This is a genomic window from Actinomadura darangshiensis (genome assembly GCF_004349235.1).
Lineage (GTDB): Bacteria > Actinomycetota > Actinomycetes > Streptosporangiales > Streptosporangiaceae > Spirillospora > Spirillospora darangshiensis.
In genome coordinates this window covers 1-24677 of the sequence record NZ_SMKY01000119.1, presented here as the reverse complement: position 1 = coordinate 24677, position 24677 = coordinate 1, and the positions used below count along the sequence as shown (strand labels likewise).

Annotated in this window: 21 protein-coding genes; 13 read left to right on the top strand and 8 right to left on the bottom strand. The window is 73.0% G+C overall.

Annotation, left to right across the window (positions count from 1 at the left end; translation table 11 throughout):
- Positions 1–119: 119 nt before the first annotated feature.
- The gene (locus tag E1293_RS49545; RefSeq protein ID WP_243716464.1) at positions 120–287 is read right to left on the bottom strand and encodes a hypothetical protein; all 168 of its coding nucleotides are present in this window, start codon (positions 285–287) and stop codon (positions 120–122) included.
- Here E1293_RS49545 and E1293_RS24295 point away from each other — a divergent pair.
- A complete protein-coding gene (locus E1293_RS24295; protein ID WP_243716461.1) occupies positions 276–2219 on the top strand; it encodes an AfsR/SARP family transcriptional regulator in 1944 nt (647 codons plus the stop codon). The genes E1293_RS49545 and E1293_RS24295 overlap by 12 nt on opposite strands.
- Here the strand turns inward: E1293_RS24295 and E1293_RS24290 are convergent.
- From E1293_RS24290 to E1293_RS24275, 4 genes are all read right to left on the bottom strand, one after another.
- Positions 2216–3424 (bottom strand): YncE family protein, encoded by a 1209-nt coding sequence (locus E1293_RS24290; protein ID WP_132199760.1) that lies wholly within the window; start codon positions 3422–3424, stop codon positions 2216–2218. The two genes, E1293_RS24295 and E1293_RS24290, sit on opposite strands and share 4 nt — an antisense overlap.
- An 87-nt stretch (positions 3425–3511) precedes the next feature.
- Complete coding sequence (locus E1293_RS24285) at positions 3512–4564, bottom strand: NYN domain-containing protein (protein ID WP_132199759.1); 1053 nt, start codon at positions 4562–4564, stop codon at positions 3512–3514.
- A gap of 79 nt (positions 4565–4643) precedes the next feature.
- A complete protein-coding gene (locus E1293_RS24280; protein ID WP_132199758.1) occupies positions 4644–4883 on the bottom strand; it encodes an acyl-CoA carboxylase subunit epsilon in 240 nt (79 codons plus the stop codon).
- Positions 4884–4913: 30 nt separating this feature from the next.
- On the bottom strand, positions 4914–6506 hold the full coding sequence (locus tag E1293_RS24275; RefSeq protein WP_132199757.1) for an acyl-CoA carboxylase subunit beta: 1593 nt from the start codon (positions 6504–6506) through the stop codon (positions 4914–4916).
- Between the two features lie 146 nt (positions 6507–6652).
- Between E1293_RS24275 and E1293_RS24270 the strand changes: the two genes are divergently transcribed.
- The 5 genes from E1293_RS24270 (at position 6653) to E1293_RS24250 (ending at position 12046) form a co-directional block, all read left to right on the top strand.
- The gene (locus tag E1293_RS24270) at positions 6653–9235 is read left to right on the top strand and encodes a phosphoenolpyruvate carboxylase (RefSeq protein WP_132199761.1); all 2583 of its coding nucleotides are present in this window, start codon (positions 6653–6655) and stop codon (positions 9233–9235) included.
- Positions 9236–9237: 2 nt separating this feature from the next.
- On the top strand, positions 9238–9675 hold the full coding sequence (locus E1293_RS24265; protein ID WP_132199756.1) for a GNAT family N-acetyltransferase: 438 nt from the start codon (positions 9238–9240) through the stop codon (positions 9673–9675).
- A gap of 13 nt (positions 9676–9688) precedes the next feature.
- Positions 9689–10024 carry a YciI family protein gene (locus E1293_RS24260; RefSeq protein ID WP_132199755.1) on the top strand — a complete coding sequence of 112 codons (336 nt, stop codon included), beginning with the start codon at positions 9689–9691 and terminating at the stop codon, positions 10022–10024.
- Positions 10021–11229 carry an RNA polymerase sigma factor gene (locus E1293_RS24255; protein WP_132199754.1) on the top strand — a complete coding sequence of 403 codons (1209 nt, stop codon included), beginning with the start codon at positions 10021–10023 and terminating at the stop codon, positions 11227–11229. The genes E1293_RS24260 and E1293_RS24255 overlap by 4 nt, the downstream gene beginning before the upstream one ends.
- Before the next feature lie 82 nt (positions 11230–11311).
- The gene (locus E1293_RS24250) at positions 11312–12046 is read left to right on the top strand and encodes a DUF899 family protein (RefSeq protein WP_132199753.1); all 735 of its coding nucleotides are present in this window, start codon (positions 11312–11314) and stop codon (positions 12044–12046) included.
- Positions 12047–12052: 6 nt separating this feature from the next.
- Here E1293_RS24250 and E1293_RS24245 read toward each other — a convergent pair whose 3' ends face one another.
- Positions 12053–12823, bottom strand: coding sequence for an enoyl-CoA hydratase/isomerase family protein (locus tag E1293_RS24245; protein ID WP_132199752.1), 771 nt, complete (start codon positions 12821–12823; stop codon positions 12053–12055).
- 79 nt (positions 12824–12902) lie between these two features.
- Between E1293_RS24245 and E1293_RS24240 the strand changes: the two genes are divergently transcribed.
- Complete coding sequence (locus tag E1293_RS24240; RefSeq protein WP_132199751.1) at positions 12903–13751, top strand: biotin--[acetyl-CoA-carboxylase] ligase; 849 nt, start codon at positions 12903–12905, stop codon at positions 13749–13751.
- Positions 13752–13874: 123 nt separating this feature from the next.
- Positions 13875–14888 carry an adenylate/guanylate cyclase domain-containing protein gene (locus E1293_RS24235; RefSeq protein WP_132199750.1) on the top strand — a complete coding sequence of 338 codons (1014 nt, stop codon included), beginning with the start codon at positions 13875–13877 and terminating at the stop codon, positions 14886–14888.
- A 3-nt stretch (positions 14889–14891) separates the two neighbouring features.
- On the opposite strand, the gene bfr is transcribed toward E1293_RS24235, so the two are convergent.
- Entirely contained in the window at positions 14892–15389 is a 498-nt protein-coding gene (gene bfr, locus E1293_RS24230) for a bacterioferritin (protein ID WP_132199749.1), read from the bottom strand.
- Positions 15390–15483: 94 nt separating this feature from the next.
- Positions 15484–15807 carry a (2Fe-2S)-binding protein gene (locus E1293_RS24225; protein WP_132199748.1) on the bottom strand — a complete coding sequence of 108 codons (324 nt, stop codon included), beginning with the start codon at positions 15805–15807 and terminating at the stop codon, positions 15484–15486.
- A 232-nt stretch (positions 15808–16039) separates the two neighbouring features.
- On the opposite strand from E1293_RS24225, the gene glgX reads away from it, so the two are divergent.
- The 5 genes from glgX to E1293_RS24200 all read left to right on the top strand — a co-directional run bounded on the left by glgX (position 16040) and on the right by E1293_RS24200 (position 24588).
- On the top strand, positions 16040–18274 hold the full coding sequence (gene glgX, locus E1293_RS24220; protein ID WP_207939058.1) for a glycogen debranching protein GlgX: 2235 nt from the start codon (positions 16040–16042) through the stop codon (positions 18272–18274).
- Positions 18275–18291: 17 nt separating this feature from the next.
- Positions 18292–20622: a malto-oligosyltrehalose synthase gene (treY, locus tag E1293_RS24215; protein ID WP_132199746.1), complete on the top strand. Its 2331-nt coding sequence runs from the start codon at positions 18292–18294 to the stop codon at positions 20620–20622.
- A complete protein-coding gene (gene treZ / locus E1293_RS24210) occupies positions 20619–22394 on the top strand; it encodes a malto-oligosyltrehalose trehalohydrolase (protein ID WP_132199745.1) in 1776 nt (591 codons plus the stop codon). Before treY ends, treZ begins: the two co-directional genes overlap by 4 nt.
- A gap of 151 nt (positions 22395–22545) precedes the next feature.
- Positions 22546–23217, top strand: a complete 672-nt coding sequence (locus E1293_RS24205; RefSeq protein WP_026402549.1) for a response regulator transcription factor — start codon at positions 22546–22548, stop codon at positions 23215–23217.
- Between the two features lie 99 nt (positions 23218–23316).
- The gene (locus tag E1293_RS24200) at positions 23317–24588 is read left to right on the top strand and encodes an ATP-binding protein (protein WP_132199744.1); all 1272 of its coding nucleotides are present in this window, start codon (positions 23317–23319) and stop codon (positions 24586–24588) included.
- Positions 24589–24677 lie beyond the last annotated feature (89 nt).

Genomic DNA, 24677 nt, shown 5'->3' with positions numbered 1-24677 from the left:
CCTCACCATCGGTGTCGCAGCCGCCCGCCGCGCAACCCCCCGCGTCGCAGCCTCCGGCATCGCACCCGCCCGCCTCGCAGCCCCCGGCGTCACAGCCGCCAGCCTCACAGCCGCCAGCCTCACAGCCGCCAGCCTCGCAGCCGCCCGCGTCGCAGGCCCCGCCGGCCACGCCGGAGCCGCCGGCGGCGTCGCAGCACCCCGCGCCGCAGCAGCCCGAGCCTCAGCAGAGCGAGGCGCAGCATCCGCCCGCGCACGGCGGCGGGCCGTCCGGCGAGATGGGCGGGCACGCGGGCAGCGGCGGTGCCGAGGTCCCCGGGCAGGGCTCCCCGCAGCAGGAGGACTCCGGCTCGGCGTTCGGCATCGGCTGGCCGTACGGCCTCGCGGCGGCGTCGCTGCTCGGCGCCGGCCTGCTCCTCGTGCTCGGCCGGCGCCGCCGCGCCCAGATGTGGCGCCGCGCGTTCGGGCACATGATCGTCCGGCCGGAGGGGGCGGCGGCCCAGGCGGAGCGGGCGCTGCGGACCGGCGCCGACGACGACGCGGTGCGGCTGCTCGACCTCGGCCTGCGGCACATGTCGAAGTCCATGGCGGCGGGCGGCCGGGCCATGCCGACCGTCTACGGCGTGCACCTCGGCCGCGGCTCCCTCGACCTGTGGATCGCGCCCGCCGACCGGAACCCGCCCGCGCCCTGGCAGGCGTTCGACGACGGCCAGGTGTGGCGGCTGCACGCCGAGGCGCTGCCCGCCCTGGAGGCGTCCGACCTCGGCGACGTCCTCGCCCCCTACCCGGGCCTGGTCTCGATCGGCACGAACGACAACGGCCGCATCCTCGTCGACCTGGAGGCCGCGCACGGGCTGATCGCGCTGCGCGGCCCCGAGGACACCCGCCGCGCGGTGCTGTCCGCGGTCGCCCTGGAGCTGGCCACCAACCGCTGGTCCGACCACATGCGGATCACGCTCGTCGGGTTCGACGCGGAACTCGGCGAGGGCCTCGCCGAGATCGCCCCGGACCGGGTCCGGTCCGTACCGACGCTCGCGGACGCGCTGCCCGAACTGGAGCACCGCAGCGAGGAGGTGCGGCAGGCGCTCGCCGCGTCCGGCGTCGACTCGGTCCTCACCGGGCGCTGCCGCGGCGTGTTCGGCGAGGCGTGGATGCCGCACTACCTGATCATGGCGGACCGGCCGATGGAGCGGGAGGCGGACCGGCTCGTCGCGCTCGCCCGCACCGGCACCCGGATGGCCGCCGGCTACCTCGTCCCCGGCGACGTGCAGGGCGCCACCTGGACGTGGGACGTCGACGCCCACGGCCGGCTCCAGGCCGGGGTGCTCGGCTTCGACGTCGACGCCCAGCTCGTCCCCGACGACGACTACCGCGGCGTGTTCGAGCTGTTCCGGACGGCCGCGCGGCACGAGTCCGTCCAGCTGCCGGGCCTGGCCGGCGGCGAGGAGCCGCCCGCCGCGCAGCAGTCGTCGGCCGAGGTGCGGCTGCTCGGCCCGATCGAGGTGCAGGCGCGCGGCCCGATGGACGAGAGCCGCCGCGAACTGTCCACCGAGCTGCTCGTGTACCTCGCGGCGCACCCGGAAGGCGTCCACCCGACGGTGCTGTCCGGCGCGATCTGGCCGCGCGGCGTGACCTCCGGCGTCCGCGACGCCGCCGTGGCCCGCGTGTCGGACTGGCTCGGGCCGGACTCGCGGGGCCGCCCCAACCTGTACCAGGACGAGCGCGGCCGCATCAGGCTCGGCTCCGAGGTGCGCGTCGACCTCGACGTGTTCCGCTGGCTGGTGTGGCGGTCGGTGGCCGAGCCCGCGTCCGAGACCGCCTACATGGCGTACGCGCTGGACCTCGTCCGCGGCCCGCTCCTCGCCGACCGGCCGCGCGGCCGCTACGCGTGGCTCGCCGACCACGACCTGGAGTACGAGGCGCCCGCGCGGGTCATCGACGTCGCGCACCGCCTCGTCGTGCTCCGCCTGGACGAGGGCGACCCGCGCGGCGCGGTGGGCGCGGCCCGCGCCGGACTGCGGCTCGCGCACGAGGACGAGGGCCTGTGGCGCGACCTGCTCCGCGCCACCCACGCGTCCGGCGACGTCCCCCAGGTCCAGGTGGTCGTGGACGAGCTACGCGCCCGCGTCGGCCGCCACCCCATGTTCGACCGCCTCCAGCCCGAGACGGAGGCGCTGGTAGAGGAACTCCTCCCCGACTGGCACCACGCCACCTCCCGCTAGCGGTAGAGGCCGGTGCCGCCCAGGGAGTAGCGGCCCGGCTGGGGGTGGACGCACAGGGCGGTCGGGTGGCCGCCGACCCTGATCTTGCGCAGGACGCGGCCCGTGCGGGTGGAGACGGCGTAGACGAGGCCGGCGGGGTCGGCGAGCCAGAGGGCCGTGCCGTCCGACGACACGCCGCCCGGTACCGGCGAGCCGCCGCCGGGCAGCGGCCAGCGGGACGCGACCCGCCGCGCCCGGAACGCGACGGCGGTGACGGTGCCGCCGCCCACGACGAACAGGCGCTGCGCGTCCCGGCTGATCGCCAGCCCGCGCGCCCCCGGCCCGGTCTTGACGAACCCCAGCAGCGCGAACCGCCGGGCGTCCACGAGCCACACCCCGCCCGTGCGCGCGTCGGCCACGTAGAAGACGGTGCCGTCGGGCGACAGCCGCAGGTCACCGGGGCGGGCCCGCTTCGGCAGGCGGATCGTCCCGGAGACGCGCCGGGTCGCGAGGTCGACGCGGGTGAGCGCGCCGGCGGCGGTGCACGTCGCCACCAGCGCCGTCCCGCCGAGGGAGAAGTCGGCGTGCTCGGCGGCGCACGGCATCGGCAGCGACGCCCGGGGCGCCATCGTGCGCGGGTCGCGGACGTCGATCCGGGACGGGTGGCGCGCCAGGACCAGCGCGTCCTGCCCGTCCGGGGTGAAGTAGAGCGCGGTGGGCGAGGCGATCCGGACCGCGTGCCCCCGCCGCCCGCTGCGCGGCCCGACCGGGACGAGCCTGCCGTGCACCCGGTCGGTCGCCCAGAGCCGCCGCAGGTCCCACGACGAGACGACCCGCGACGCCGTCGTCCCCGGATGGAACCGGCCGGTGACGCGCGGCGCGGCCGGGTCGAGCACGTCGATGAACCGGCCGTTCGCGACGTACAGGCGCGCCGGCATCCCGCGCGCGTTCGGCGCGATCATGCCGGGCCCGGTGGCGGCGTAGACGCGTCCGCCGGCGGGCGCGACGGGCACGTCACCGCCCGGCGCGGACGGGTCGTCGCGCCCCGGCTCGTCCGGGCGCGCGCGCAGGTACGGCGCCGGCCCGCCGAGCCCGACCACCGGAGCGTCCGGCGATCCCTCCCCGGGCCGGTAGAACGGGACGGGCGACTCGCACCCGGCCAGGACGCCGGTCAGCGCGAGGACCGCGGCGAGCGGCAGCGCGGCGGCCCGTGATCGTCCTCCCATGCGCGGTCTCCCCCCATCACGGCGGGGACCCTACCGGGAAACGACGCACCGTGCCCGGTCAACTGCGAAACGTGTTCGGCGCGGAGGCTAGTCGGACTTGCCGATGCCGATGCCGAACTCGCGGTACACGCGCTCCCAGAAGCCGTCCCGCAGCCAGGTGCGGGCCTCCTGGTAGGGGCGCAGCGAGGAGCCGAGCGTCTTCTCCGCCTCGATCAGCAGTTCCTTGTCGATGACGGGCGGCAGGATCGGGCCGGGCAGCAGGTCGCGGATGTTGTCCCGGCCCCGCTCGAAGATCCACTTCTGGGCGACGTGCTCGCCGCACTCCAGCATGTGGTCGCGGTCGGGGCCGAGCTTGCCGTCGGACGGCGCCGCGGCGGCGGAGTTCATCGACGCGGCGACCGTGGCGGGCGTCGCGTTCCCCGCCACCGGGACGGACGCGCGGACGGTGGCGGGCACCGGCTTGACCGACGGCGGCTTGCCCGCGAACACCTGCGACGGGGACGGGACGGGGCTCGTCCGGTGCGCGGCGCCCGCGGCGTCCCGCACCGCGGCGGCGGCGCCCGGCACCGGCAGCACCTTGGCCTTGGTGAAGTAGGGGCGCAGGAAGTCGGCCGCCAGCACCTCCACCGTGTCGGACTCCCACACCAGCCATTCGGCCTGGTTGGAGCCGTGCGTCGGCTCCACGCCCCACAGGTGCACGCGGACGCCGTACCGCTGGGCGGCCTCCACGGCGGGCAGCATGTCCTCGTCGCCGGCCAGCAGCACCGCGTCGGTGATCGCGCGGTGCCGGGCGAGCGCCTCCAGGTCGGCGCGGAGCTGCGCGTCCACGCCCTTCTGCTGGCCCTGCGCGTTCAGGTTCCCGAGGCGCAGCTTCACCAGCGGCAGGTTCGCGATCACCCGCTGGTCGACGGTCGGCTGCCGCTTCGGCGCCGCGTCGAACCAGTACACCCGCAGCAGTTCGCCGCGCCGCTGCTCGTCGGCGTGGTCGGTCAGCGCCTTGATCAGCTTCTCCGCGGCGACCCGGTACTCGCGCCGGGACCCGCAGCCGAGCAAGAGGGCCCCGGAGGCCGCGTAAAGGTACCCCGCGTCGACGAAGATCGCGTATCGCGCGGGCTGTGGGACGTACTCCGAGGTGGCCATGGCCTTCCACCCTATTCGTGCCCGGCCCCGCACTGGGCGCGAACCACGGTTACATGTCGCTCGGGGGCCTGCGCGGGCGTCAGCGCGGCAGGCCGCTGGCCCGCCAGGAGCCCGGCCCGCGCGGCCCGAGGTCGCCCGCGAACGTGTTGCGGACGAGCCGGGACCGGTCGGCCCAGCGGGACGTCCTGGGGGCCCCGCCGTTCCGCGCCGCGGCGGCGGCCCCGGCGCGGGCGGTCAGCACGGCGACCAGCGCCGCGATCTCCTCCGGCGACGGATCGCCGCGCACGATCTGGAGGAACGGCTTGCTGTCAGCGGTCACGAGATCTCCGACCTCCTGGGCGTGTCCCTGTTAGAGCGGGATGTTCCCATGCTTCTTCGGCGGCAGCGTCTTGCGCTTCTCCCGGAGTGCCCGAAGCGCCCGCACCACCTGGCCGCGCGTCTCGGACGGCTTGATCACGTTGTCGATGTAGCCGCGCTCGGCCGCGACGTAGGGGTTGGCGAGCGTGTCCTCGTACTCGGTGATCAGCTCGGCGCGGCGGCCGTCGGCGTCGTCCGCGGCGGCCAGCTCGCGCCTGTACAGGATGTTGACCGCGCCCTGCGCGCCCATCACCGCGATCTGCGCGGTCGGCCACGCCAGGTTGACGTCGGCGCCGAGGTGCTTGGACCCCATGACGTCGTAGGCGCCGCCGTAGGCCTTCCGGGTGATGACCGTGACGAGTGGGACGGTCGCCTCGGCGTAGGCGTACAGGAGCTTCGCGCCGCGCCGGATGATGCCGTTCCACTCCTGGTCGGTGCCGGGGAGGAAGCCGGGGACGTCCACGAACGTCAGCACCGGGAGGTTGAACGCGTCGCACGTCCGGACGAACCGGGCGGCCTTCTCGGACGCGTCGATGTCGAGCGTCCCGGCGAACTGCATCGGCTGGTTCGCGACGATGCCGACCGAGTGCCCCTCGACCCGGCCGAACCCGACGATGATGTTCGGCGCGAACTGCTCCTGGACCTCCAGGAACTCGCCGTCGTCCAGCACGTGCTCGATGGCGGTGTGCATGTCGTAGGGCTGGTTGGGCGAGTCGGGGATGAGGGTGTCGAGGTCCTCGTCCGTCTCGGTCACGTCCACGGGGACGTCGAACGCCGGCGCGTCGGCCAGGTTGTTGGACGGCAGGTACGACAGCAGCGCCTTGACGTACTCGACGGCGTCGTCCTCGTCCGACCCCTGGTAGTGCGCGACGCCGGACTTGGAGTTGTGCGAGTGCGCCCCGCCCAGCTCCTCCATCGTCACCTCTTCGCCGGTGACCGTCTTGATCACGTCCGGCCCGGTGATGAACATGTGGGACGTCTGGTCGACCATCACGATGAAGTCGGTGATCGCCGGCGAGTACACGGCGCCGCCCGCGCACGGCCCCATGACCAGCGAGATCTGCGGGATGACGCCGGACGCGTGCACGTTGCGCTTGAAGATCTCGGCGTACAGGCCGAGCGCGACCACGCCCTCCTGGATCCGCGCGCCGCCGGAGTCGTTGATCCCGACCACCGGGCAGCCGGTCTTCAGCGCGTGGTCCATCACCTTGACGATCTTCTCGCCGAACACCTCGCCGAGGGACCCGCCGGACACCGTGAAGTCCTGGCTGAAGACCGCGACCGGCCGGCCGTCCACCGTGCCGTGCCCGGTGACGACGCCGTCGCCGTAGGGCCGGTTCCGCTCCATCCCGAAGTTGGTGGAGCGGTGCCGCGCCATCTCGTCGAACTCGACGAACGAGCCGGGGTCGAGCAGCGCGTCGATCCGCTCCCGGGCCGTCATCTTGCCCTTGGCGTGCTGCTTCTCCACGGCGCGCGCCGAGCCGGCGTGCACCGCCTCGTACCGGCGCCGCTCCAGGTCCGCGATCTTTCCCGCCGTCGTGTGGACGTCGTACTCCACGGGGGGTTCAGGGGCTTCCGTCGCCATGCCGGTCAGGGTAGCCACCCGCTGGTCCGGCCCGTGCGGCCGGGTGCCGCTGACCGGGATGAAAGCGGCCGCTCCGCTGCTCGCCAGGGCCGCTCGTTAGGCTTGGGCGGGTGGCTACGAAGACGCGTGACATCTTTCGGCAGGACATGCCCGAACCGCTGCGCCGGGACGTGCGGCTGCTGGGCGCCGTGCTCGGCGACTCCCTCGTGGAGTACGGCGGGAAAGGGCTGCTGGACGATGTCGAGCGGCTCCGCCACGCGGTGATCGCGGCCCGCCGCGGCGAGACGGCCGCCGCGCAGGTCGCCGCCCTCGTCGACGGCTGGACACTGGAACGCGCCGGGCAGGTCGCCCGCGCGTTCACCGTGTACTTCCACCTGACGAACCTGGCGGAGGAGCACCACCGCATCCGGACGCTGCGCGAGCGCGACACCGGCGGCGCCGTCTCCGGGTCCGTCGCCGCCGCGATCGAGGAGATCCGCGCGTCCGGCGACGGCCGGCTCGACGGGATCATCGACGGGCTGGAGTTCCGCCCTGTCTTCACCGCGCACCCCACCGAGGCGCGCCGCCGCGCCGTCGTCACCGCCATCCAGCGGATCAGCGACCTGCTGACCCGGCTCAACGACGGCCCGGGCGCCACCGAGCGCGAGGAGACCGAGCTCAGCCTCCGCGAGGAGATCGACCTGCTGTGGCGGACGGCCCTGCGCCGCGGCACCCAGATGGACCCCCTCGACGAGGTCCGCACCGCGATGGCCGCGTTCGACGAGACGATCTTCCGGGTCGTGCCGCACATCTACCGGGCCCTGGACCGCGCCCTCGACGGCGACGACTCCGGGACCCGGCCGCCGACGGCCCGCCCGTACCTGCGGTTCGGCAGCTGGATCGGCGGCGACCGCGACGGCAACCCCTACGTCACCGCCCAGGTCACCCGCGACGCCGTCATGATCCAGGCCGACCACGTGCTGCGCGCCCTGGAGACGGCCTGCGCCCGCATCGGGCGGGAGCTGACCGTCCACGAGACGACCACGCCCGCGTCCAAGGACCTGCTGGACGCCCTGGCCGCCGCCCGCACCGCGCACCCGTCCCGGCTCCGCGAGATCGGCAAGCGGTCGCCGGGCGAGGAGCACCGCCAGTTCCTCCTCTACGCGGCGGCCCGCATCGCCGCGACCCGCGAGCGCGACGCCGACCTCGCCTACGCCTCCCCGGACGAGCTGCTCGCCGACCTGCGCGCCGTCCAGGACTCCCTCGCCGCCGCGGGCGCCGTGCGCCAGGCGTACGGGCGCGTCCAGCAGCTCGTCTGGCAGGTCGAGACGTTCGGCTTCCACCTCGCCGAGCTGGAGATCCGCCAGCACTCCGAACTGCACGAGAAGGCCCTGGCCGAACTCGACGGCGACCGCTCCGAGATGACGGACGAGATCCTTGAGACCCTCCGCGTCGTCGCGTGGATCCAGAACCGCTTCGGCGTCCGGGCCTGCCACCGCTACGTCGTCTCGTTCACCCGCTCCGCCGACGACATCGCCAACGTCCACGCGCTCGCCGCCTCCCTCGGCGACGGCGCCCCCGTCCTGGACGTCGTCCCGCTGTTCGAGACCGGCGAGGACCTGGAGCGCGCCCCGTCCGTCCTCGACGGGATGCTGGAGATCCCCGCCGTCCGGCGCCGCCTGGACGAGACCGGCCGCCGCCTGGAGGTCATGCTCGGCTACTCCGACTCCGCCAAGCAGCTCGGCCCGACCAGCGCGACCCTCCGCCTGTACGACACGCAGGAGGCCCTGGCCGCGTGGGCGGCCCGCCACGACGTCAGGCTGACCCTGTTCCACGGCCGCGGCGGCTCCCTCGGCCGCGGCGGCGGCCCCGCCAACCGCGCCATCCTCGCCCAGGCGCCCGGCTCGGTCGCGGGCCGCTTCAAGGTCACCGAGCAGGGCGAGGTCATCTTCGCCCGCTACGGCCAGAGCGAGATCGCCAAGCGGCACGTCGAGCAGGTCACCAGCGCGGTCCTGCTCGCCTCGACCGACGCCGTCCAGGACCGGGCCCGCGCGGCCGCGGCCCGCTTCCGCCCCCTCGCCGACAAGATCAGCGAGGCCGCCCGGTCGGCGTTCCGCGGCCTGATCGAGACCGACGACTTCGCCGTCTGGTTCGCCCAGGTCAGCCCGCTTGAGGAGATCTCCGAGCTCCGCATCGGCTCCCGCCCGGCCCGCCGCAAGGCCGCCCGCGGCCTGGAGGACCTGCGCGCCATCCCCTGGGTGTTCGCCTGGACGCAGACCCGCGTCAACCTCCCCGGCTGGTACGGCCTGGGCAGCGGCCTCGCCGCCGTCTCCGCCGACGGCCGCGACCTCACCGCCCTGCGCGAGGCCTACGAGGCGTGGCCGCTGTTCAACACGCTCCTCGACAACGCCGAGATGAGCCTCGCCAAGTCCGACCGCGCGATCGCCGAACGCTACCTGGCCCTCGGCGAGCGCCCGGAGCTCTCAGAGACCGTCCTGGCCGAGTACGACCGCACCCACCGCCTCGTCCTGGCGGTGACGGGCCACGACCGCCTCCTGGAGAACCGCCGTGTCCTCTCCAGGGCCGTCGAACTGCGCAACCCCTACGTGGACGCCCTCTCCCATCTTCAGCTACGCGCCCTGACCGCCCTCCGCGCAGGCGTCGACAACGAAGAGGAACGAGCCCACCTGGAATCGCTGCTCCTCCTCTCCGTCAACGGCGTCGCCGCCGGCCTCCAGAACACGGGCTGACGATGATCAGACCCGCCACGCAGGCCGACCGCCCGCGCATCGAAGAGATCGTCGAGGCGGCCTACACCCCCTGGGCCGAACTCATCGGCGCCCGCCCGATCCCGATGGACGCCGACTACGAAGCCCTGATCAACGCCGACCAGGTGTTCGTGACCGGCGACGGCCCCGACGCCGTGATCGTCCTCATCCCCGAGGACGCCACGCTGCTGATCGAGAACGTCGCCGTCGCCCCTGCCCGCCACGGCCAGGGCATAGGCCGCGCCCTCCTGTCCTTCGCCGAGCACCACGCCCGCACCCTCGCCTTGCCCCGCATGCGCCTCTACACCAACGAGCTGATGACAAAGAACATCGCTCTCTACGAGCGGCTCGGCTACGAGGAGACGTCCCGCGAGGACATAGGCGGCCGCAACGTCGTCCACATGTCCAAGCCCCTCGCGTAGCAGAATCGAGTGCATGAAGTATGCGCTGCTGATCTGCGATGACGAGACGGTGTCGCCGTCGAACGAGGAGCTTGCGGACGATCCGGTGCACCAGGCGTGGGTGGACGACCTGGAGCGCCGCGGCGGCAAGCTCGTCGGTGTGCGGTTGCGGCCGGTGGTGGACGCGACGACGGTCCGGGTCCGCGACGGCGAGACCCTCGTCTCGGACGGGCCGTTCGCCGAGACGAAGGACTTCGTCGGCGGCTTCGTGATTGTCGAGTGCGCGGACCTGGACGAGGCGATCCAGATCGCCGCCGGGCACCCCTACGCGCGCTGGGGCGGCGTCGAGGTCCGTCCCGTCTGGGAATGACCGGCGACCACGTCCGGGCGGCCGTCGACACCGCCTACCGGGACGAGTGGGGCCAGGTGGTCGCGACCCTGATCGCCATGACGGGGGACTGGGACCTCGCCGAGGACTGCGCCCAGGACGCGTTCGCCGCCGCGCTGACGACCTGGCCGCGCGACGGTGTCCCGCGCCGCCCGGGTGCCTGGCTCACCACGGCGGCCCGCAACCGCGCGCTCGACCGGCTGCGCCGCGACGCCGCCGGGGCCGCCAAGCTGCGCGAGCTGGCCGTCCCGGCCCGCGGCGAGCCGGCGGAGGAGGACATCCCCGACGAGCGGCTCCGGCTGATCTTCACGTGCTGCCATCCGGCGCTGCCGTTCCCGGCCCGGGTCGCGCTGACCCTGCGCACGCTGGCGGGCCTGAGCACCGCCGAGATCGCCAGGGCTCTGCTGACCGGCGAGCCCGCCATGGCGCAGCGCCTGGTCCGCGCGAAGCGCAAGATCCAGGAGGCCGGCATCCCGTACCGGGTGCCGCCCGCCGAAGCGCTGCCGCAGCGGCTCGCGGCCGTCCTCGCGGTGCTCTACCTGATCTTCAACCAGGGGTACGGCGAGGAGGACCCGCGCCGCGCGCTGACGGCCGAGGCCATCCGGCTGGCGCGGGTCCTCGCCGGGCTGATGCCGGCCGAACCCGAACCGCGCGGCCTGCTGGCGCTGATGCTGCTGCACGAGGCCCGGCGCGCGACCCGGACCGAAGACGGCGTGCTGGTCACCCTCGAACACCAGGACCGGTCGCGCTGGGACAACGCGCTGATCGCCGAGGGAGTGGCGACACTCGACCAGGCGCTGGCCAGGCGGAGCGCCGGGCCCTACCAACTGCAGGCCGCCATCGCCGCCTGCCACGCCACCGCGTCCGTCACGGCGAGCACGGACTGGCCGCAGATCGCATCCCTTTACGGCGAGCTGGCCAGGCTCGCGCCGTCCCCGGTCGTGGACCTCAACCGCGCCGTGGCGGTCGCGATGGCCGACGGCATCCCGGCCGGTCTGGCCCTCGTCGACGACCTCGCCGCGTCCGGGCAGCTCACCGGATACCACCTGCTCCCCGCCACCCGCGCCGACCTGCTCCGCCGCGACGGCCGCGCCGCCGAGGCCAAGGCCGCATACGAGGAGGCCCTGGAACTGGCGCCCACCGAGGCCGACCGCCGCTACCTGACCGGCCGCCTGAACGAACTTTGAAGAATTTTCCTGGCGATGTCGATCCCGGCTGGGTGCCCTTCGTCGGTGGGGTGAAAGTCCACCGGGAGGAAGGGAAGACCCCATGAACACCGACACGACACAGCCGATGCCCGACGTCGTCGACCGCGCCGCCTTCCAGGCCGAACTCGACGCGCTGCGTATCCGGGAGAAGGCGCACACCCGCGCGGGCGACGCGATCGCGGCGGCCCGCCGCCGTCTGCCGATGGTGGAGGTCGACGCGCAGACCCCGCTCGTCGGCCCCGACGGCCCGGTCACGCTGCTGGACGCCTTCGAGGGACGCCGCCAACTGGTCGCCTACTACATGATGTGGTCCACCGGCCGTCCCGCCGCCGAGCAGTGCGAGGGCTGCACGTACTACAACGGGCAGGTCCGCGAGCTGTCCAACCTGCACGCCGCCGGAATCACCTACGCGACGTTCTGCCAGGGCCCGTACGAGGAGACCGTCCGGTACCGCGACTTCATGGGCTGGACGATGCCCTGGTACTCCGCCGAAGAGTCGGCCGAGACCCTCCTGACCGGACGCACGGCCGGCATGTTCCACCTGGTCTGCTACCTACGCGAAGGCGACCGCGTCTTCGAGACCTACTGGACGAACGGCCGCGGCGTCGAAGCGCTCGACATCGCCTACTCGCTGATGGACATGACCGTCTACGGCCGCCAGGAGGACTGGGAGGACTCACCGGCCGACTGGCCCCGCGCAGGCTCCACCAACGCCGGCTTCTTCGGCAAGGACGGCCGCCCCACCGCCCAATGGCCCCGCCTAGCGGCGGGCCACTCCGACACCCTCACCACCTGACCACGGTCAGGGCCAGTTGGGCTTGCGCTTTTCGGTGAAGGCGGCGATGCCTTCGCGGCGGTCGGCGGAGAAGGCGACGGTGCGCCAGGCGTTCTCTTCGAGGTCCAGGCCCGCGTCCAAGCCGACGCCGGCGCCTAGGCGCATGGCGCGCTTGGCGGCGCGGACGGCGACGGGGGAGTTCTGCGCGATCGCGCCGGCGATGCCCAGGGCCTCTTCGCGGGCCGTTCCGGCGGGGACCTTGCGGTCGGCCAGGCCGAAGGCGAGGGCCTCCTCCGCGTCCAGGCGGCGGCCGGTGAAGACCAGGTCGGCGGCCTTGCCGGGGCCGAGGCGGCGCAGGGCGAGCTGGGTTCCGCCGCCGCCGGGGACGAGCCCGACGCTCACCTCGGGCAGCCCGAACACGGCCGACTCGTCCGCGACGATCAGGTCGGCGGACAGCGCGAACTCGCAGCCGCCGCCGAGCGCGTAGCCGTGCACGGCCGCGACCACCGGCTGCGGCAGGTTCAGCACCCCGCCGAACGCCGCCCGGAAGACCGGACGCTGCGCGAGGATCTCCTCGTCCGTCATCGCGTTGCGCTCCTTGAGGTCGGCGCCCACGCAGAACGCCTTCGCACCGGCCGCGCTCAGCACCACCGCGCGGGCGGACGCGTCCGCCGCCACCTCGGCGCAGACGTCCGCGAGCCGCCGCGCCATCGCCGTCGACAGGGCGTTCAGCGCCTCCGGCCGGTCCAGCACGATCTCCGCGACATGCCCGTCGCGCCGCAGCGTCACACCATCCATGGGGGCACCCTAACGAGCGCGGCCCGCGCGGCCGGACGCCGGTCCCAAGATCGAACTCGGCGTGGGGTTGGATGGACGGGTGAGCGAATCACCGTATGGGGATCTCGACCGGCCGCCGCTGCACGAGGCGGCGCTCCGGCGTGCGCTCGTCCGGGACGGCGGGCTGTGGCGGGACGTCCGCGTAGTGGACGAGACGGGCTCCACCAACGCCGATCTCGCGGCCCGCGCCCGCGAGGGCGCACCGGAGGGGACCGTGCTGGTCACCGAGCTGCAGACGGCGGGCCGCGGCCGCCTCGGGCGGACCTGGACGGCGCCGCCGCGGTCGGGGCTGGCGCTCTCGGTCCTGCTGCGGCCGCGGGTGCCGGTGGAACTGCTGGGCTGGGCGCCGCTGCTGACCGGCGTCGCCGTCGCCACCGCCGTCCGCCGGATGACCGCCTGGTCGCAGACGGGGGACGGGTTCCTCGGCGAGCCCGCCGACGTGGCCGTGGACGCGCGCCTCAAGTGGCCGAACGACGTGCTGGCCGGGGACCGCAAGCTCGCCGGGATCCTGGTGGAGAAGGTCGACGACGCGCTCATCGCCGGCATCGGCCTGAACGTGAGCCTGCGCGAGGACGAGCTGCCCGTGCCGGCGGCGACGTCCCTCGCGATCGAGGGCGCGCCGCTGACCGACCGGGCGCCGCTGCTGCGCGCGATCCTCCGCGAGTTCGCGACCTGGTACCGGGAGTGGACGGCGCTCGCCGGTGATCCGGAGGCCAGCGGCCTGCGTACCGCGTACAAGGACCTGTGCGCCACGCTCGGCCGCCAGGTGAACGTGGAACTGCCCGGCGGCGAGCGGCTCGCCGGGACGGCCCGGGACGTGGACGGAGCGGGGCGCCTGGCGGTGGGGGAGCGCGCGGTCAGCGCCGGCGACGTGGTGCACGTCCGGTGAACGGGGAACGGCGATCCGCGGTCCGCACGTTGACCCGGTTGCTGATCTGCGACGATATGGGCGGGTACCGATCCATGACGCCGCCGCCACGGTCCATGGCGGCGGCGGACTGAGGGGCGGATGATGGCGGCCGGATTGCCGGATCCGAGGGAGATCGAAGAGCTCCTGCTCGGGGGCGAGCTGCGGTACAACCGCGTCGAGGCCGTCCGGCTGTCCGGGGTGTCCCGGGACTTCGCCGGCCGGATCTGGCGGGCGTTCGGCTACCCGTCCATGCCGGACGAGACGGTCGCCTACACCGAGGGCGACGTCGCGGCGCTGGACCGCCTCCGCCGGCTCGTCGACGACGGGATCCTGGACGAGGACGGCGTGATCCGGCTCGTCCGGGCGTTCGGCCAGACCATGACCCGGCTGGCGGAGTGGCAGGTCAACCTGCTGCGGAGCATGCTGACCCCCGATCTGTACGAGACGCCGTCGGCGGAGGCGGTCGCCACGGTCGTGGACATCGCCGAGAAGCACATCGGCGAGTTCGAGCCGCTGGTCGTGCACGCCTGGCGCCGCCAGCTCGCCGCGGCCGGGACGCGGGCGCTCGCGGCGGCGGCGACGCGGGAGAACGGCGACCCGGCGGCCCGTCCGATGACCACGGTCGGGTTCGCCGACATGGTGTCGTTCACCCAGGTCAGCCGGGAGCTGGAGGAGATCGAGCTGGCCCGGGTCGTGGAGTGGTTCGAGGAGACCGCGGCCGACATCATCGCCTCCTGCGGCGGCCGGCTGGTGAAGACGCTCGGCGACGAGGTGCTGTTCAGCGCGGAGACGCCGGAGGTCGGCGCGGAGATCGCGCTGACCGTGGCGGCGGCGATCCAGGACGAGACGGAGGTCCCGGACGTGCGGGTCGGCGTCGCGCACGGCCCCGTCCTGCCGCTGATGGGCGACGTGTTCGGCACGACGGTCAACCTCGCGGCCCGGCTCACCTCCCTCGCGCGGCCGGGCGCGGTCGTGATCGACGGGGAGCTGGCCGCGCGACTGGAGGATCTGCCGGGCTACGAGGTCACCCGCATCGTGCGGCGCCCGGTCCGCGGCCTCGGCATCGTCCAGCCGTACGTGCTGCGCAGGAGCGGCGGCCCGGGGACCGCCGGCTAGGGGTCAGACGGGGCTCGGGCCGTCGTCGCCGGGCGAGCCGGTGAGGCGCTGCAGGTAGTTCTGCTCGCCGAGGGCCTGGATGAGGCTCAGCTCGGTCTCCAGGTAGTCGACGTGCTGCTCCTCGTCGGCGAGGATGTCCTCGAAGATCCGGGCGGACGTGACGTCACCGCGCGAGCGCATCAGCTCGATGCCGGGACGCAGCCGCGCCACGGCCTCCATCTCGATCGCGAGGTCCGCTTCGAGCTGCTCGACGATGTTCTGCCCGATCCGCAGGGTGCCGAGCTTCTGGTAGTTCGGCAGGCCCTCCAGGAACAGGATCCGGTCGGTGAGCCGCTCGGCGTGCCGCATCTCGTCGATGGACTCGTCGCGGGTGTGCTTGGCGATGCGGGTGAAGCCCCAGTTCTCCTGCATCTTGGAGTGCAGGAAGTACTGGTTGATCGCCGTGAGCTCCGCCGTGAGCTGCTCGTTGAGCAGCCCGATGATGTCCTTGTCGCCTTCCATGCGGCCCATGCTCGCATGCGTGCCGGGTCCAGGACAGCACTGGCCCCCGCACGTCGGCGTTTCCGTCTCGCGTGCGGGGCCGTGGGGCCGGTGGTCAGGCGGCGGTGGGCGTCTCGGCTCCCCCTTCGGTCTCCGGCATGATCGGCGCGGGCGCGGCCGGCCCGGCGGTGGGACCGGGGGCCTCGGCGAGCGCCGGCTCGGGGACGGCCGACAGGGCGAGGGGCCCGCCGGTCAGCGCGTCCGCCAGCTCGGAGGCGGTGCGGTACTCGCTGACCATCGCGTGGATGCGCTTGGTGCAGGAGCCGCAGCCGGGTTTGAACCCGCAGGCGGCCTTGACGGCCTTCGCGGTCGTGCAACCGCCCGCCATGCAGCCGTGAACGTCGTCCTCCGTGACGGCGTTGCAGACGCAGACGTACATTCCGGTGGGAGACCTTCCGTGCGGCTCGTCCTGTCCAAGGTGCCTGACCTGGGGCTGTAAGGGCAGCCTCATTAAGGTAAGGCTCCCCTAACGTAGCCCAGGTATGTCCGTTCTGGCCAGAGGGGTCCCGATCGGTGTGATCCACCCCTCACGGGGAAGGGCTTCCGGCGTGCGGCCCCGGCCGGTGTGCCGTCGTGGCTCCCGGCGCCGCACCGGAGTGGAGGGCCGGACGGTGGCGCAGGTTTGGCCGGGCGACGCCTACCCCCTCGGCGCCCGGTTCGACGGTGCGGGAACGAACTTCGCCGTCTTCTCCGAGGCGGCCGAGCGGGTGGAGCTGTGCCTGTTCGACGGGCCGGCCGGCGACGGCGAGGAGACCCGGCTCCCCCTCCCGGAGGTGGACGCCTTCGTCTGGCACGGCTACGTGCCGGGCGTCATGCCGGGGCGCCGGTACGGGTTCCGGGTGCACGGCCCCTACGACCCGCGCCGCGGCCTGCGCTGCAACCCGGCGAAGCTCCTCCTGGACCCGTACGCGCAGGCCGTCGAGGGCGAGGTCGACTGGGACGAGTCGTGCTTCGGCTACCGGTTCGGCGACCCGTGGTCGCGCAACGACAGCGACTCGGCGGGCCACACGATGCGGTCGGTGGTCGTCAGCCCGTACTTCGACTGGGGCGACGACCGCCCGCCCCGCATCCCCTACCACGAGACGGTGATCTACGAGGCGCACGTCAAGGGCCTCACCGCCCGGCATCCGGACGTCCCGCCGGCGCTGCGCGGCACCTACGCGGGCCTCGGCCACCCGGTGATCACCGATCATCTGAGCTCGATCGGGGTGACGGCGGTGGAGCTGATGCCCGTCCACCAGTTCGTCCACGACGACGCGCTGACGGGCCGCGGCCTGCGCAACTACTGGGGCTACAACACGATCGGGTTCTTCGCGCCGCACAACGAGTACTCCTCGTCCGGGCAGCGGGGCGAGCAGGCGCTGGAGTTCAAGGCGATGGTGAAGGCGCTGCACGCGGCCGGGATGGAGGTGATCCTGGACGTCGTCTACAACCACACCGCCGAGGGCAACCACCTCGGGCCGACGCTGTCGTTCCGGGGCATCGACAACGCCTCGTACTACCGGCTCGCCGACGACGACCCCCGCTACTACACCGACACGACGGGCACCGGGAACAGCCTGCTGATGCGCAGCCCGCACGTCCTGCAGCTGATCATGGACTCGCTGCGGTTCTGGGTGACCGAGATGCACGTGGACGGGTTCCGCTTCGACCTCGCCGCGGCGCTGGCCCGCGAGCTGCACGCGGTGGACCGGCTGTCGGCCTTCTTCGACCTCGTCCAGCAGGACCCGGTCGTCTCCCAGGTGAAGCTGATCGCCGAGCCGTGGGACATCGGGGAGGGCGGCTACCAGGTCGGCAACTTCCCGCCGCTGTGGACGGAGTGGAACGGCCAGTACCGCGACATGGCGCGCGACTACTGGCGCGGGCAGCCGGGCGCGATGCCCGACTTCGCGTCCCGGCTGACGGGCTCGTCCGATCTGTACGCCGACGACGGCCGCCGCCCCATCGCGTCGATCAACTTCGTGACGTGCCACGACGGGTTCACGCTGAACGATCTCGTGTCCTACGACGCCAAGCACAACGAGGCCAACGGGGAGGGCAACCGGGACGGCAGCGACGACAACCGGTCGTGGAACTGCGGTCACGAGGGCCCGACGGACGACCTGGACGTCATCGCGCTGCGCGAACGGCAGAAACGCAACTTCCTGACCACGCTGTTCCTGTCGCAGGGCGTCCCGATGCTGCTGCACGGCGACGAGATAGGCCGGACCCAAGGCGGCAACAACAACGCCTACTGCCAGGACAGCGAGCTGTCCTGGGTCGACTGGACGGGCCTGAGCGACGACACGCGCTCGCCCCGGCGCGCCGAGCGCGGTTTCGACGAGCGCGGTTTCGACGAGCGCGGTTTCGACGAGCGCGGTTTCGACGAGCGCGGCGTCCTGCTCGACTTCGTCCGGCAGCTGTCGGAACTGCGGACCGAGCACCCGGTGTTCCGGCGGCGCCGCTTCTTCCTCGGCGACCAGCGGACCAAGCGCGCGCGCCGCGCCGCCTCGAAGCCCGAGGATCTGCCCGACCTGGTCTGGTTCACCCCGGGCGGGACGGAAATGGCCGACAAGGACTGGTCGGCCGGCTTCAACAAGTCGCTGAACGTGTTCCTCAACGGCGAGGCGATCGGTGAACCCGACCGGCGCGGGCAGCAGGTCAGGGACGACTCCTTCCTGCTGATCTTCAACGCGCACGACGGGGACCTGCCGTTCACGCTTCCGCCCGCGCTGTACGGGCAGATGTGGATAAAGATGCTCGACACCGCCGACCCCCTGCTGGCCGAGGAGGAGTCGCCCGTCGTGAAGGCCCGCGAGAACGTGCCGGTCGGCGCGCGCTCGATCCAGGTCCTGCGCCGGCTCTGACAGGCGGGGACGAGCGGATGAACGACGACATGCAGGCCGAGCCCGCCCCCGAGGAACCGCCGCCCGCCGACCCCCCGAAGGAAGCCGTGTCCGAGGACCACAGCACCGAAGAGACCCTCCCCGCTGAAGACGAGTCCACCGCGCCCCCGACCGGTACCTACCGCCTCCAGCTCCGCGGGACGCCCGAGGAGCACTTCGGCTTCGCCGAGGCCGCCGCGCTCGCCCCCTACCTCGCGTCCCTCGGCGTGTCGCACGTCTACCTGTCGCCGGTCCTGCAGGCCGCGCCCGGGTCCACGCACGGCTACGACGTCGTCGACCACTCCCGGCTGTCGGACGAGCTGGGCGGCTCCGAGGCGTTCGGCGCCATGGCGACGCGGTTCCGTGCGCACGGGCTGCGGGTGCTGGTGGACGTCGTCCCGAACCACATGGCGATCCCGGAGCGGCACGACCTGAACCTGCCGCTCGCCGCCGTCCTCGCGGACGGGCGCGGGTCGCCGTTCGCGAAGTGGTTCGACATCGACTGGGACGCGGGCGGCGGCCGGGTCGTCCTGCCCGGCGAGGGCGAGCCGAACTACCGGCGGTTCTTCGACATCTCCGGGCTGATCGGGCTGCGGCAGGAGGACCCGGAGGTCTTCGAGCGGACGCACGCCCTGCTGCTCGGCCTGGTCGGGCAGGGCATGGTGGACGGCCTGCGCGTCGACCACCCGGACGGCCTCGCCGACCCGCGCGGCTACCTGCGGCGGCTGGCGGAGGCGGCCCCGGACCGGTGGCTGCTCGTCGAGAAGATCACCGAGGGCGAGGAGCGGCTGCCGCCGGACTGGTCCTGCGCCGGCACCACCGGCTACGACGCGCTCGGCATGATCGGGGGGCTGTTCGTCGACCCGGCCGGGGAGAAGCCCCTCACCGACTACTACGTGTCGCTCACGGGCAACCCGGCCGAGTTCGAGCAGGCGGAGCACGCCGCGCGCCTGCACGCCGCCACGCACGGCCTCAAGCCCGAGGTCGACCGGCTCTTGCGCGTCCTTAAGCGGGTCGTGGGTGAGAGCCGTCCCGGCTTGGAACGGGCATTGGTCGAGCTGCTGGTCGCCATGCCCGTCTACCGCGCTTACGTCGTGCCAGGGGAGGACGCGCCGCAGCAGGCCGTGGACGTCCTGAACGAGGCCGCCGGACGTGCGCGCACGTATCTGCCAGAGGAACTGCACGGCGACCTTGAGACGGTCGTAGACCTGGCCCTGGGAAGCGGCGAACGCACGGATGCCGAGTTCATCGTGCGCTTCCAGCAGACGACTGCTCCGCTCGCCGCCAAGGGCGTGGAGGACACGGCCTTCTACAGGTGGAACCGTCTGGCCGCGCTGAACGAGGTCGGTGGCGCCCCAGGGCGGTTCTCCGTGAGCCCAGAGGACTTCCACGCCTACTGCATCCGACTCGCCCGCGACTGGCCGCTGACGATGACGACGCTGTCCACGCACGACACCAAACGGGAAGAGGACGTACGGGCCTGGCTCTCCGTCCTGGCGGAACTCCCAGGGGACTGGGCCGAAGCCGTGGAACGGTGGCGGAACTGGGGCTCGGCCACGGCCCCCTTGGAGCCGGACCTCGAATACCTCCTCTGGCAGACGCTCGTCGGCGCGTGGCCGCTCACCATAGGCCGCCTGGAGGAGTTCCTGATCAAGGCCATGCGCGAGGCCAAGACGCACACCTCCTGGGTCGAGCAAGACCCGGCCTACGAGGAGGCCGTTCTGGCGTACGCGCGCGGCGTCCTGTCCGATCCCGACCTCATCACCGACCTGACGTCGTTCGTCAGGAAGCTGGCCCGCTACGCGCGCGTCAACACGCTCGGGCAGAAGCTCGTCCAGCTGGCGATGCCGGGCGTTCCGGACGTGTACCAGGGCTGCGAGCTGACCGGCCTGGCACTGGTCGACCCCGACAACCGGCGGCCGGTCGACTACGGGCGGCGCCGCGAGCACCTCCTCCGGCTGGACACGGGCCGCCAGCCGAAGGAGGTGGACGACGAGAAGCTCCTCGTCACGTCCCGCGTCCTGCGGCTGCGGCGGTCGCATCCCGAGTGGTTCGGGCCCGGTTCCCGGCACGAGCCGGTGGCCGCGCGCGGGCCGGCCGCCGAGCACGTCGTCGGGTTCGCCCGCGGTGAGGCGGTCGCGCTGGCCACCCGGCTGCCCGTGGGCCTGGAACGCCGCGGCGGCTGGGGCGGGACGAGAGTGGACGTCCGCCGCCAGGGCTGGCGGGACGTCCTCACCGGCTGCACGCACATGGGCCCGTTCCTGGACGCGTCCCGCGTCTTCGAGCACCTCCCCGTCGCCTTGCTCGTCCCCAGGGTGATCGATCGGTGAGCGCCCGGTTCGAGGTGTGGGCACCGGCCGCCGCCCGCGTGGACGTCCTGGCAGGCGACACCAGGCACCTTATGGAGGCGCTCCCAGACGGATGGTGGGGAACCGAGGTCTCGCACGCCGACCATGGGGCCGACTACGGCTTCATCTTGGACGACGCCGAGGAGGTCCTGCCGGACCCTCGGTCCCCCTGGCAGCCCGACGGTGTCCATTGCAGGAGCCGTGTCTACGACCACGAGCGCTTCGCCTGGACGGACCAGCACTGGCACGGCCGTCCGCTCGCCGGAAGCGTCCTCTACGAGATGCACGTCGGCACCTTCACGCCCGAGGGGACGTTCGACGCGGCGGCCGAACGTCTCGACCACCTGGTGGCGCTCGGGGTGGACGCCGTGGAGTTGCTGCCGGTCGCGTCCTTCCCGGGGCAGCACGGATGGGGCTACGACGGCGTCCACCTATGGGCGCCGCACGAGCCCTACGGCGGCCCGGACGGTCTGAAGCGTTTCGTGGACGCCGCCCATGCGCGCGGTGTGGCCGTCGTCTTGGACGTCGTCTACAACCACCTGGGCCCGGACGGGAATCGCCTAGGCAGTTTTGGCCCGTACTTCACGAGCGCGCACACCACCCCCTGGGGCGACGCAGTGAACTTCGACCAGGAGGGCTCGGACGAGGTCCGCGCGTTCGTCGTCCAGAACGCCCTCATGTGGTTGCGTGACTTCCACTTGGACGGGCTGCGCATCGACGCCGTCCACGCCATTACCGACCACAGCGCCGTGCACATCCTTGAGGAGATGGGACGGGCCGTGGTCGCCCTGTCGGCGCACCTGGGGCGGGAACTGTTCCTCATCGCCGAATCCGACCTCAACGACCCGCGCCTGGTGACGTCCCGTGAGTCGGGCGGATACGGCATGGACGCCCAGTGGAGCGACGATTTCCACCATGCCCTGCACGCCGCGCTCACCGGTGAGAGACAGGGCTACTACTGCGACTTCGGCTCACTGGAGACGCTGAAGAAGGCCCTCACCAACGTGTTCGTCCACGACGGCACCATGTCCACCTACCGGGGACGGCACCACGGCCGTCCGGTGAACCTCGCCGAGACGCCCGCACATCGCTTCCTGGGCTTCCTGCAGAACCACGACCAGGTGGGCAACCGCGCGGCAGGCGATCGCATAGGCGTGATCCTGCCGTCCCCGGATCTGCTCAAGGTGGGCGCGGCCCTGCTGCTGCTCGCGCCGTTCACGCCCATGCTCTTCATGGGCGAGGAATGGGGCGCATCCACCCCGTGGTGCTACTTCACCGATCACCAGGACCCGGAATTGGCGCGCGCGGTCAGCGAAGGGCGGCGCCGGGAGTTCGCCCGGCACGGATGGTCCGGCGACATTCCTGATCCACAGGCTGTGGAAACTTTCCGGCGATCCGTCCTCGATTGGTCTGAGCTCGACCGGGAACCCCACAATGACCTGCTGGAATGGCACCGCTCGCTGATCGCGCTGCGCCGATCGACGCCCGGCCTGAACGACCCCCGGCTGACCGAGACGACGGTCGAGGCGGACGACGACGCGGTGCGCTGGCTGATGATGTGGCGCGGCTCGGTGTGCGTGGCGGCGAACTTCGGCGACCGTGCGGTGCTGCTCCCGGCCGGCCCGCGAGTGCGGCCGGCGCCCCGGCTGCTGCTCGCGTCGAACCCGGCAATTCACCTGGATACCGACGGCATCGGCGATTCCGGAACGGCCGCCGTGGCGCTGCCAGGGACCTCCGTGGGCGTTTTCGGCTGACCGCGCGGCCCCCGCGCCCGGGGTGCAATGCGTTCTAGACCCCGGTTTTGCCCGAAAAGCGGTATTCGAGGATGTACTACGAGTGGCAAACCGCAGGTCAAGAGCGCGACGGGAGCCGGGCAATGTTCAAGAATGGTCATACGATCGGTCCATGACCTCAGTACTGCTCGCCGAGGACGACACGTCCATCTCCGAGCCTCTCGCCCGCGCGCTGCGGCGCGAGGGGTACACCGTCGAAGTCAGCCCGGACGGCCCGCAGGCGCTGGAGCGGGCGCTCGGCGGCGGCGTGGACCTCATCGTCCTCGATCTCGGCCTGCCCGAACTGGACGGCCTCGAGGTGGCCCGCCGGGTACGGGCCGAGGGGCACGGCGTGCCCATCCTGATCCTCACCGCCCGGGCCGACGAGGTCGACACCGTCGTCGGGCTCGACGCGGGTGCCGACGACTACGTGACCAAGCCGTTCCGGCTGGCCGAGCTGCTCGCCCGGGTGCGGGCGCTGCTGCGCCGGGGCAGCACCGAGACCCCGATCGTCCAGGGGGTGCGGATCGACGCCGAGTCGCGCCGCGCCTGGATGGGCGAACAGGAGCTGCAGCTGACCACCAAGGAGTTCGACCTGCTGCGCGTCCTCGTCCGCGACGCCGGCAAGGTCGTGACCCGCGAACAGATCATGCGCGAGGTGTGGGACACCAACTGGTGGGGTTCCACGAAGACCCTCGACATGCACATTTCCTGGCTGCGCCGCAAGCTCGGCGACGACGCCGGCAGTCCCCGCTACATCACCACGGTGCGGGGCGTCGGCTTCCGGTTCGAGCGCGGCGACTAGTACCGGCCGCCGCGGACGTGCGGGACGCCGGGGGCCTTCCCGAGAGGCCCCCGGGACGCGTGCCGCACGCGCCGTGGCCCCACCCTCGAAGGAGCCCTGATGAGGCGCCGACTCCTCCTGTCGACGCTCGCGGTGGCGGTGGTCGCGCTCCTCCTGCTCGGCATACCCCTCGCCTTCGCGGCCCGCAAGCTCGTCTACGCCGAGGCCGGCCGGTCACTGGACCGGGAGGCGTCCTCCATCGCCGGCGGCGTCGGCTACGCCTTGGCGGCGCACCAGCCCGTCACCGGCGCGGTCGTCGCGCGGGAGTACCCGGGCCGGCACATCTCGATCACGATGCCGGACGGCCGGACGGTCACCGCCGGCCCGCCGCGCCGCGGCCGCGTCCTGTCCGCGACCGCCGTGCACGGCGCGGTCCGCGTCCGGGTGTCGCGGCCGGAGGCGCAGGTCCGCGACGGCGCGCTGCGGCTGCTGCTGCTGATCGGCAGCCTGGCGCTGCTCGGCGTCGCCGTCACCGTCGGCCTCGCCATGATGCAGGCCCGCAAGCTGACGCTGCCGCTGGTCGACCTCGCCGAGACCGCCGACCGGCTCGGCAGCGGCAACGCCCGCCCGCGCCCGCGCCGCTACGGCATCCCGGAGGTCGACCGGGTCGCCGAGCAGCTGGACAGCAGCGCCGTCCGCATCACCGGGCTGCTGATCGCCAGCCGCGACTTCGCGGCCGAGGCCAGCCACCAGCTCCGCACGCCGCTGACCGCGCTGTCCATGCGGCTGGAGGAGATGATCGAGGCGGCCGACTACCCCGACGTCGTCCGCGAGGAGGGCGCCGCCGCCGTCGCGCAGACCGAGCGCCTCGTCGCGGTCGTCGAGCAGCTCCTCGCCCGCGCCCGGCACGACCGGACCAGCGGCGTCGTCGCGTCCCCGATCGACGAGATCGTCGCCCAGCAGGTCGAGGAGTGGCGGCCGAGCTTCCGCAAGGCGGGCCGGGACGTCCGGATCGTCGGGGAGCCGGGCCTGGTCGGCCTGACCAACCCCGAGGGCCTCTCCCAGATCGTCGCCACCCTGCTGGAGAACGCGCTGACGCACGGCGCCGGAACCGTGACCATCCACACCAAGCCGTCCGGCGGCTCGGTGGTGGTCCAGGTCGGCGACGAAGGCGACGGCATCCCGGCCGAGCTGGCGCCCCGCATCTTCGAACGCAGCATCAGCGGCGGCCGCGGCACCGGGCTCGGCCTCTACCTGGCCCACTCGCTGGCCGCGGTGGACGACGCCCGGCTCGAACTGACCAAGTCGCGTCCCGCGGTGTTCAGCGTCTTCCTCCGCCAGCCCGCCGAGGCTCCCCTGACACCGCAGCCGGTGGTGATGGGGCCCGCCTGACCGGCACCGCTTGACGGGGGCGCCGTCAGATCTCGGCGTAGTCCTCGGCGGCGTGGTCGAGGGGGTGGCCCAGCCGCGGGGCCGGGGCC

Excerpts from the sequence above, each read along its gene's own strand:
- E1293_RS24295 (WP_243716461.1), top strand. The coding sequence starts at position 276 with ATGGGCGGGCACGCGGGCAGCGGCGGTGCCGAGGTCCCCGGGCAGGGC.
- E1293_RS24290 (WP_132199760.1), bottom strand. The coding sequence starts at position 3,424 with ATGGGAGGACGATCACGGGCCGCCGCGCTGCCGCTCGCCGCGGTCCTC.
- E1293_RS24285 (WP_132199759.1), bottom strand. The coding sequence starts at position 4,564 with ATGGCCACCTCGGAGTACGTCCCACAGCCCGCGCGATACGCGATCTTC.
- E1293_RS24275 (WP_132199757.1), bottom strand. The coding sequence starts at position 6,506 with ATGGCGACGGAAGCCCCTGAACCCCCCGTGGAGTACGACGTCCACACG.
- E1293_RS24270 (WP_132199761.1), top strand. The coding sequence starts at position 6,653 with ATGCCCGAACCGCTGCGCCGGGACGTGCGGCTGCTGGGCGCCGTGCTC.
- E1293_RS24265 (WP_132199756.1), top strand. The coding sequence starts at position 9,238 with ATGATCAGACCCGCCACGCAGGCCGACCGCCCGCGCATCGAAGAGATC.
- E1293_RS24260 (WP_132199755.1), top strand. The coding sequence starts at position 9,689 with ATGAAGTATGCGCTGCTGATCTGCGATGACGAGACGGTGTCGCCGTCG.
- E1293_RS24255 (WP_132199754.1), top strand. The coding sequence starts at position 10,021 with ATGACCGGCGACCACGTCCGGGCGGCCGTCGACACCGCCTACCGGGAC.
- E1293_RS24250 (WP_132199753.1), top strand. The coding sequence starts at position 11,312 with ATGAACACCGACACGACACAGCCGATGCCCGACGTCGTCGACCGCGCC.
- E1293_RS24245 (WP_132199752.1), bottom strand. The coding sequence starts at position 12,823 with ATGGATGGTGTGACGCTGCGGCGCGACGGGCATGTCGCGGAGATCGTG.
- E1293_RS24235 (WP_132199750.1), top strand. The coding sequence starts at position 13,875 with ATGGCGGCCGGATTGCCGGATCCGAGGGAGATCGAAGAGCTCCTGCTC.
- bfr (WP_132199749.1), bottom strand. The coding sequence starts at position 15,389 with ATGGAAGGCGACAAGGACATCATCGGGCTGCTCAACGAGCAGCTCACG.
- E1293_RS24225 (WP_132199748.1), bottom strand. The coding sequence starts at position 15,807 with ATGTACGTCTGCGTCTGCAACGCCGTCACGGAGGACGACGTTCACGGC.
- treY (WP_132199746.1), top strand. The coding sequence starts at position 18,292 with ATGAACGACGACATGCAGGCCGAGCCCGCCCCCGAGGAACCGCCGCCC.
- E1293_RS24205 (WP_026402549.1), top strand. The coding sequence starts at position 22,546 with ATGACCTCAGTACTGCTCGCCGAGGACGACACGTCCATCTCCGAGCCT.
- E1293_RS24200 (WP_132199744.1), top strand. The coding sequence starts at position 23,317 with ATGAGGCGCCGACTCCTCCTGTCGACGCTCGCGGTGGCGGTGGTCGCG.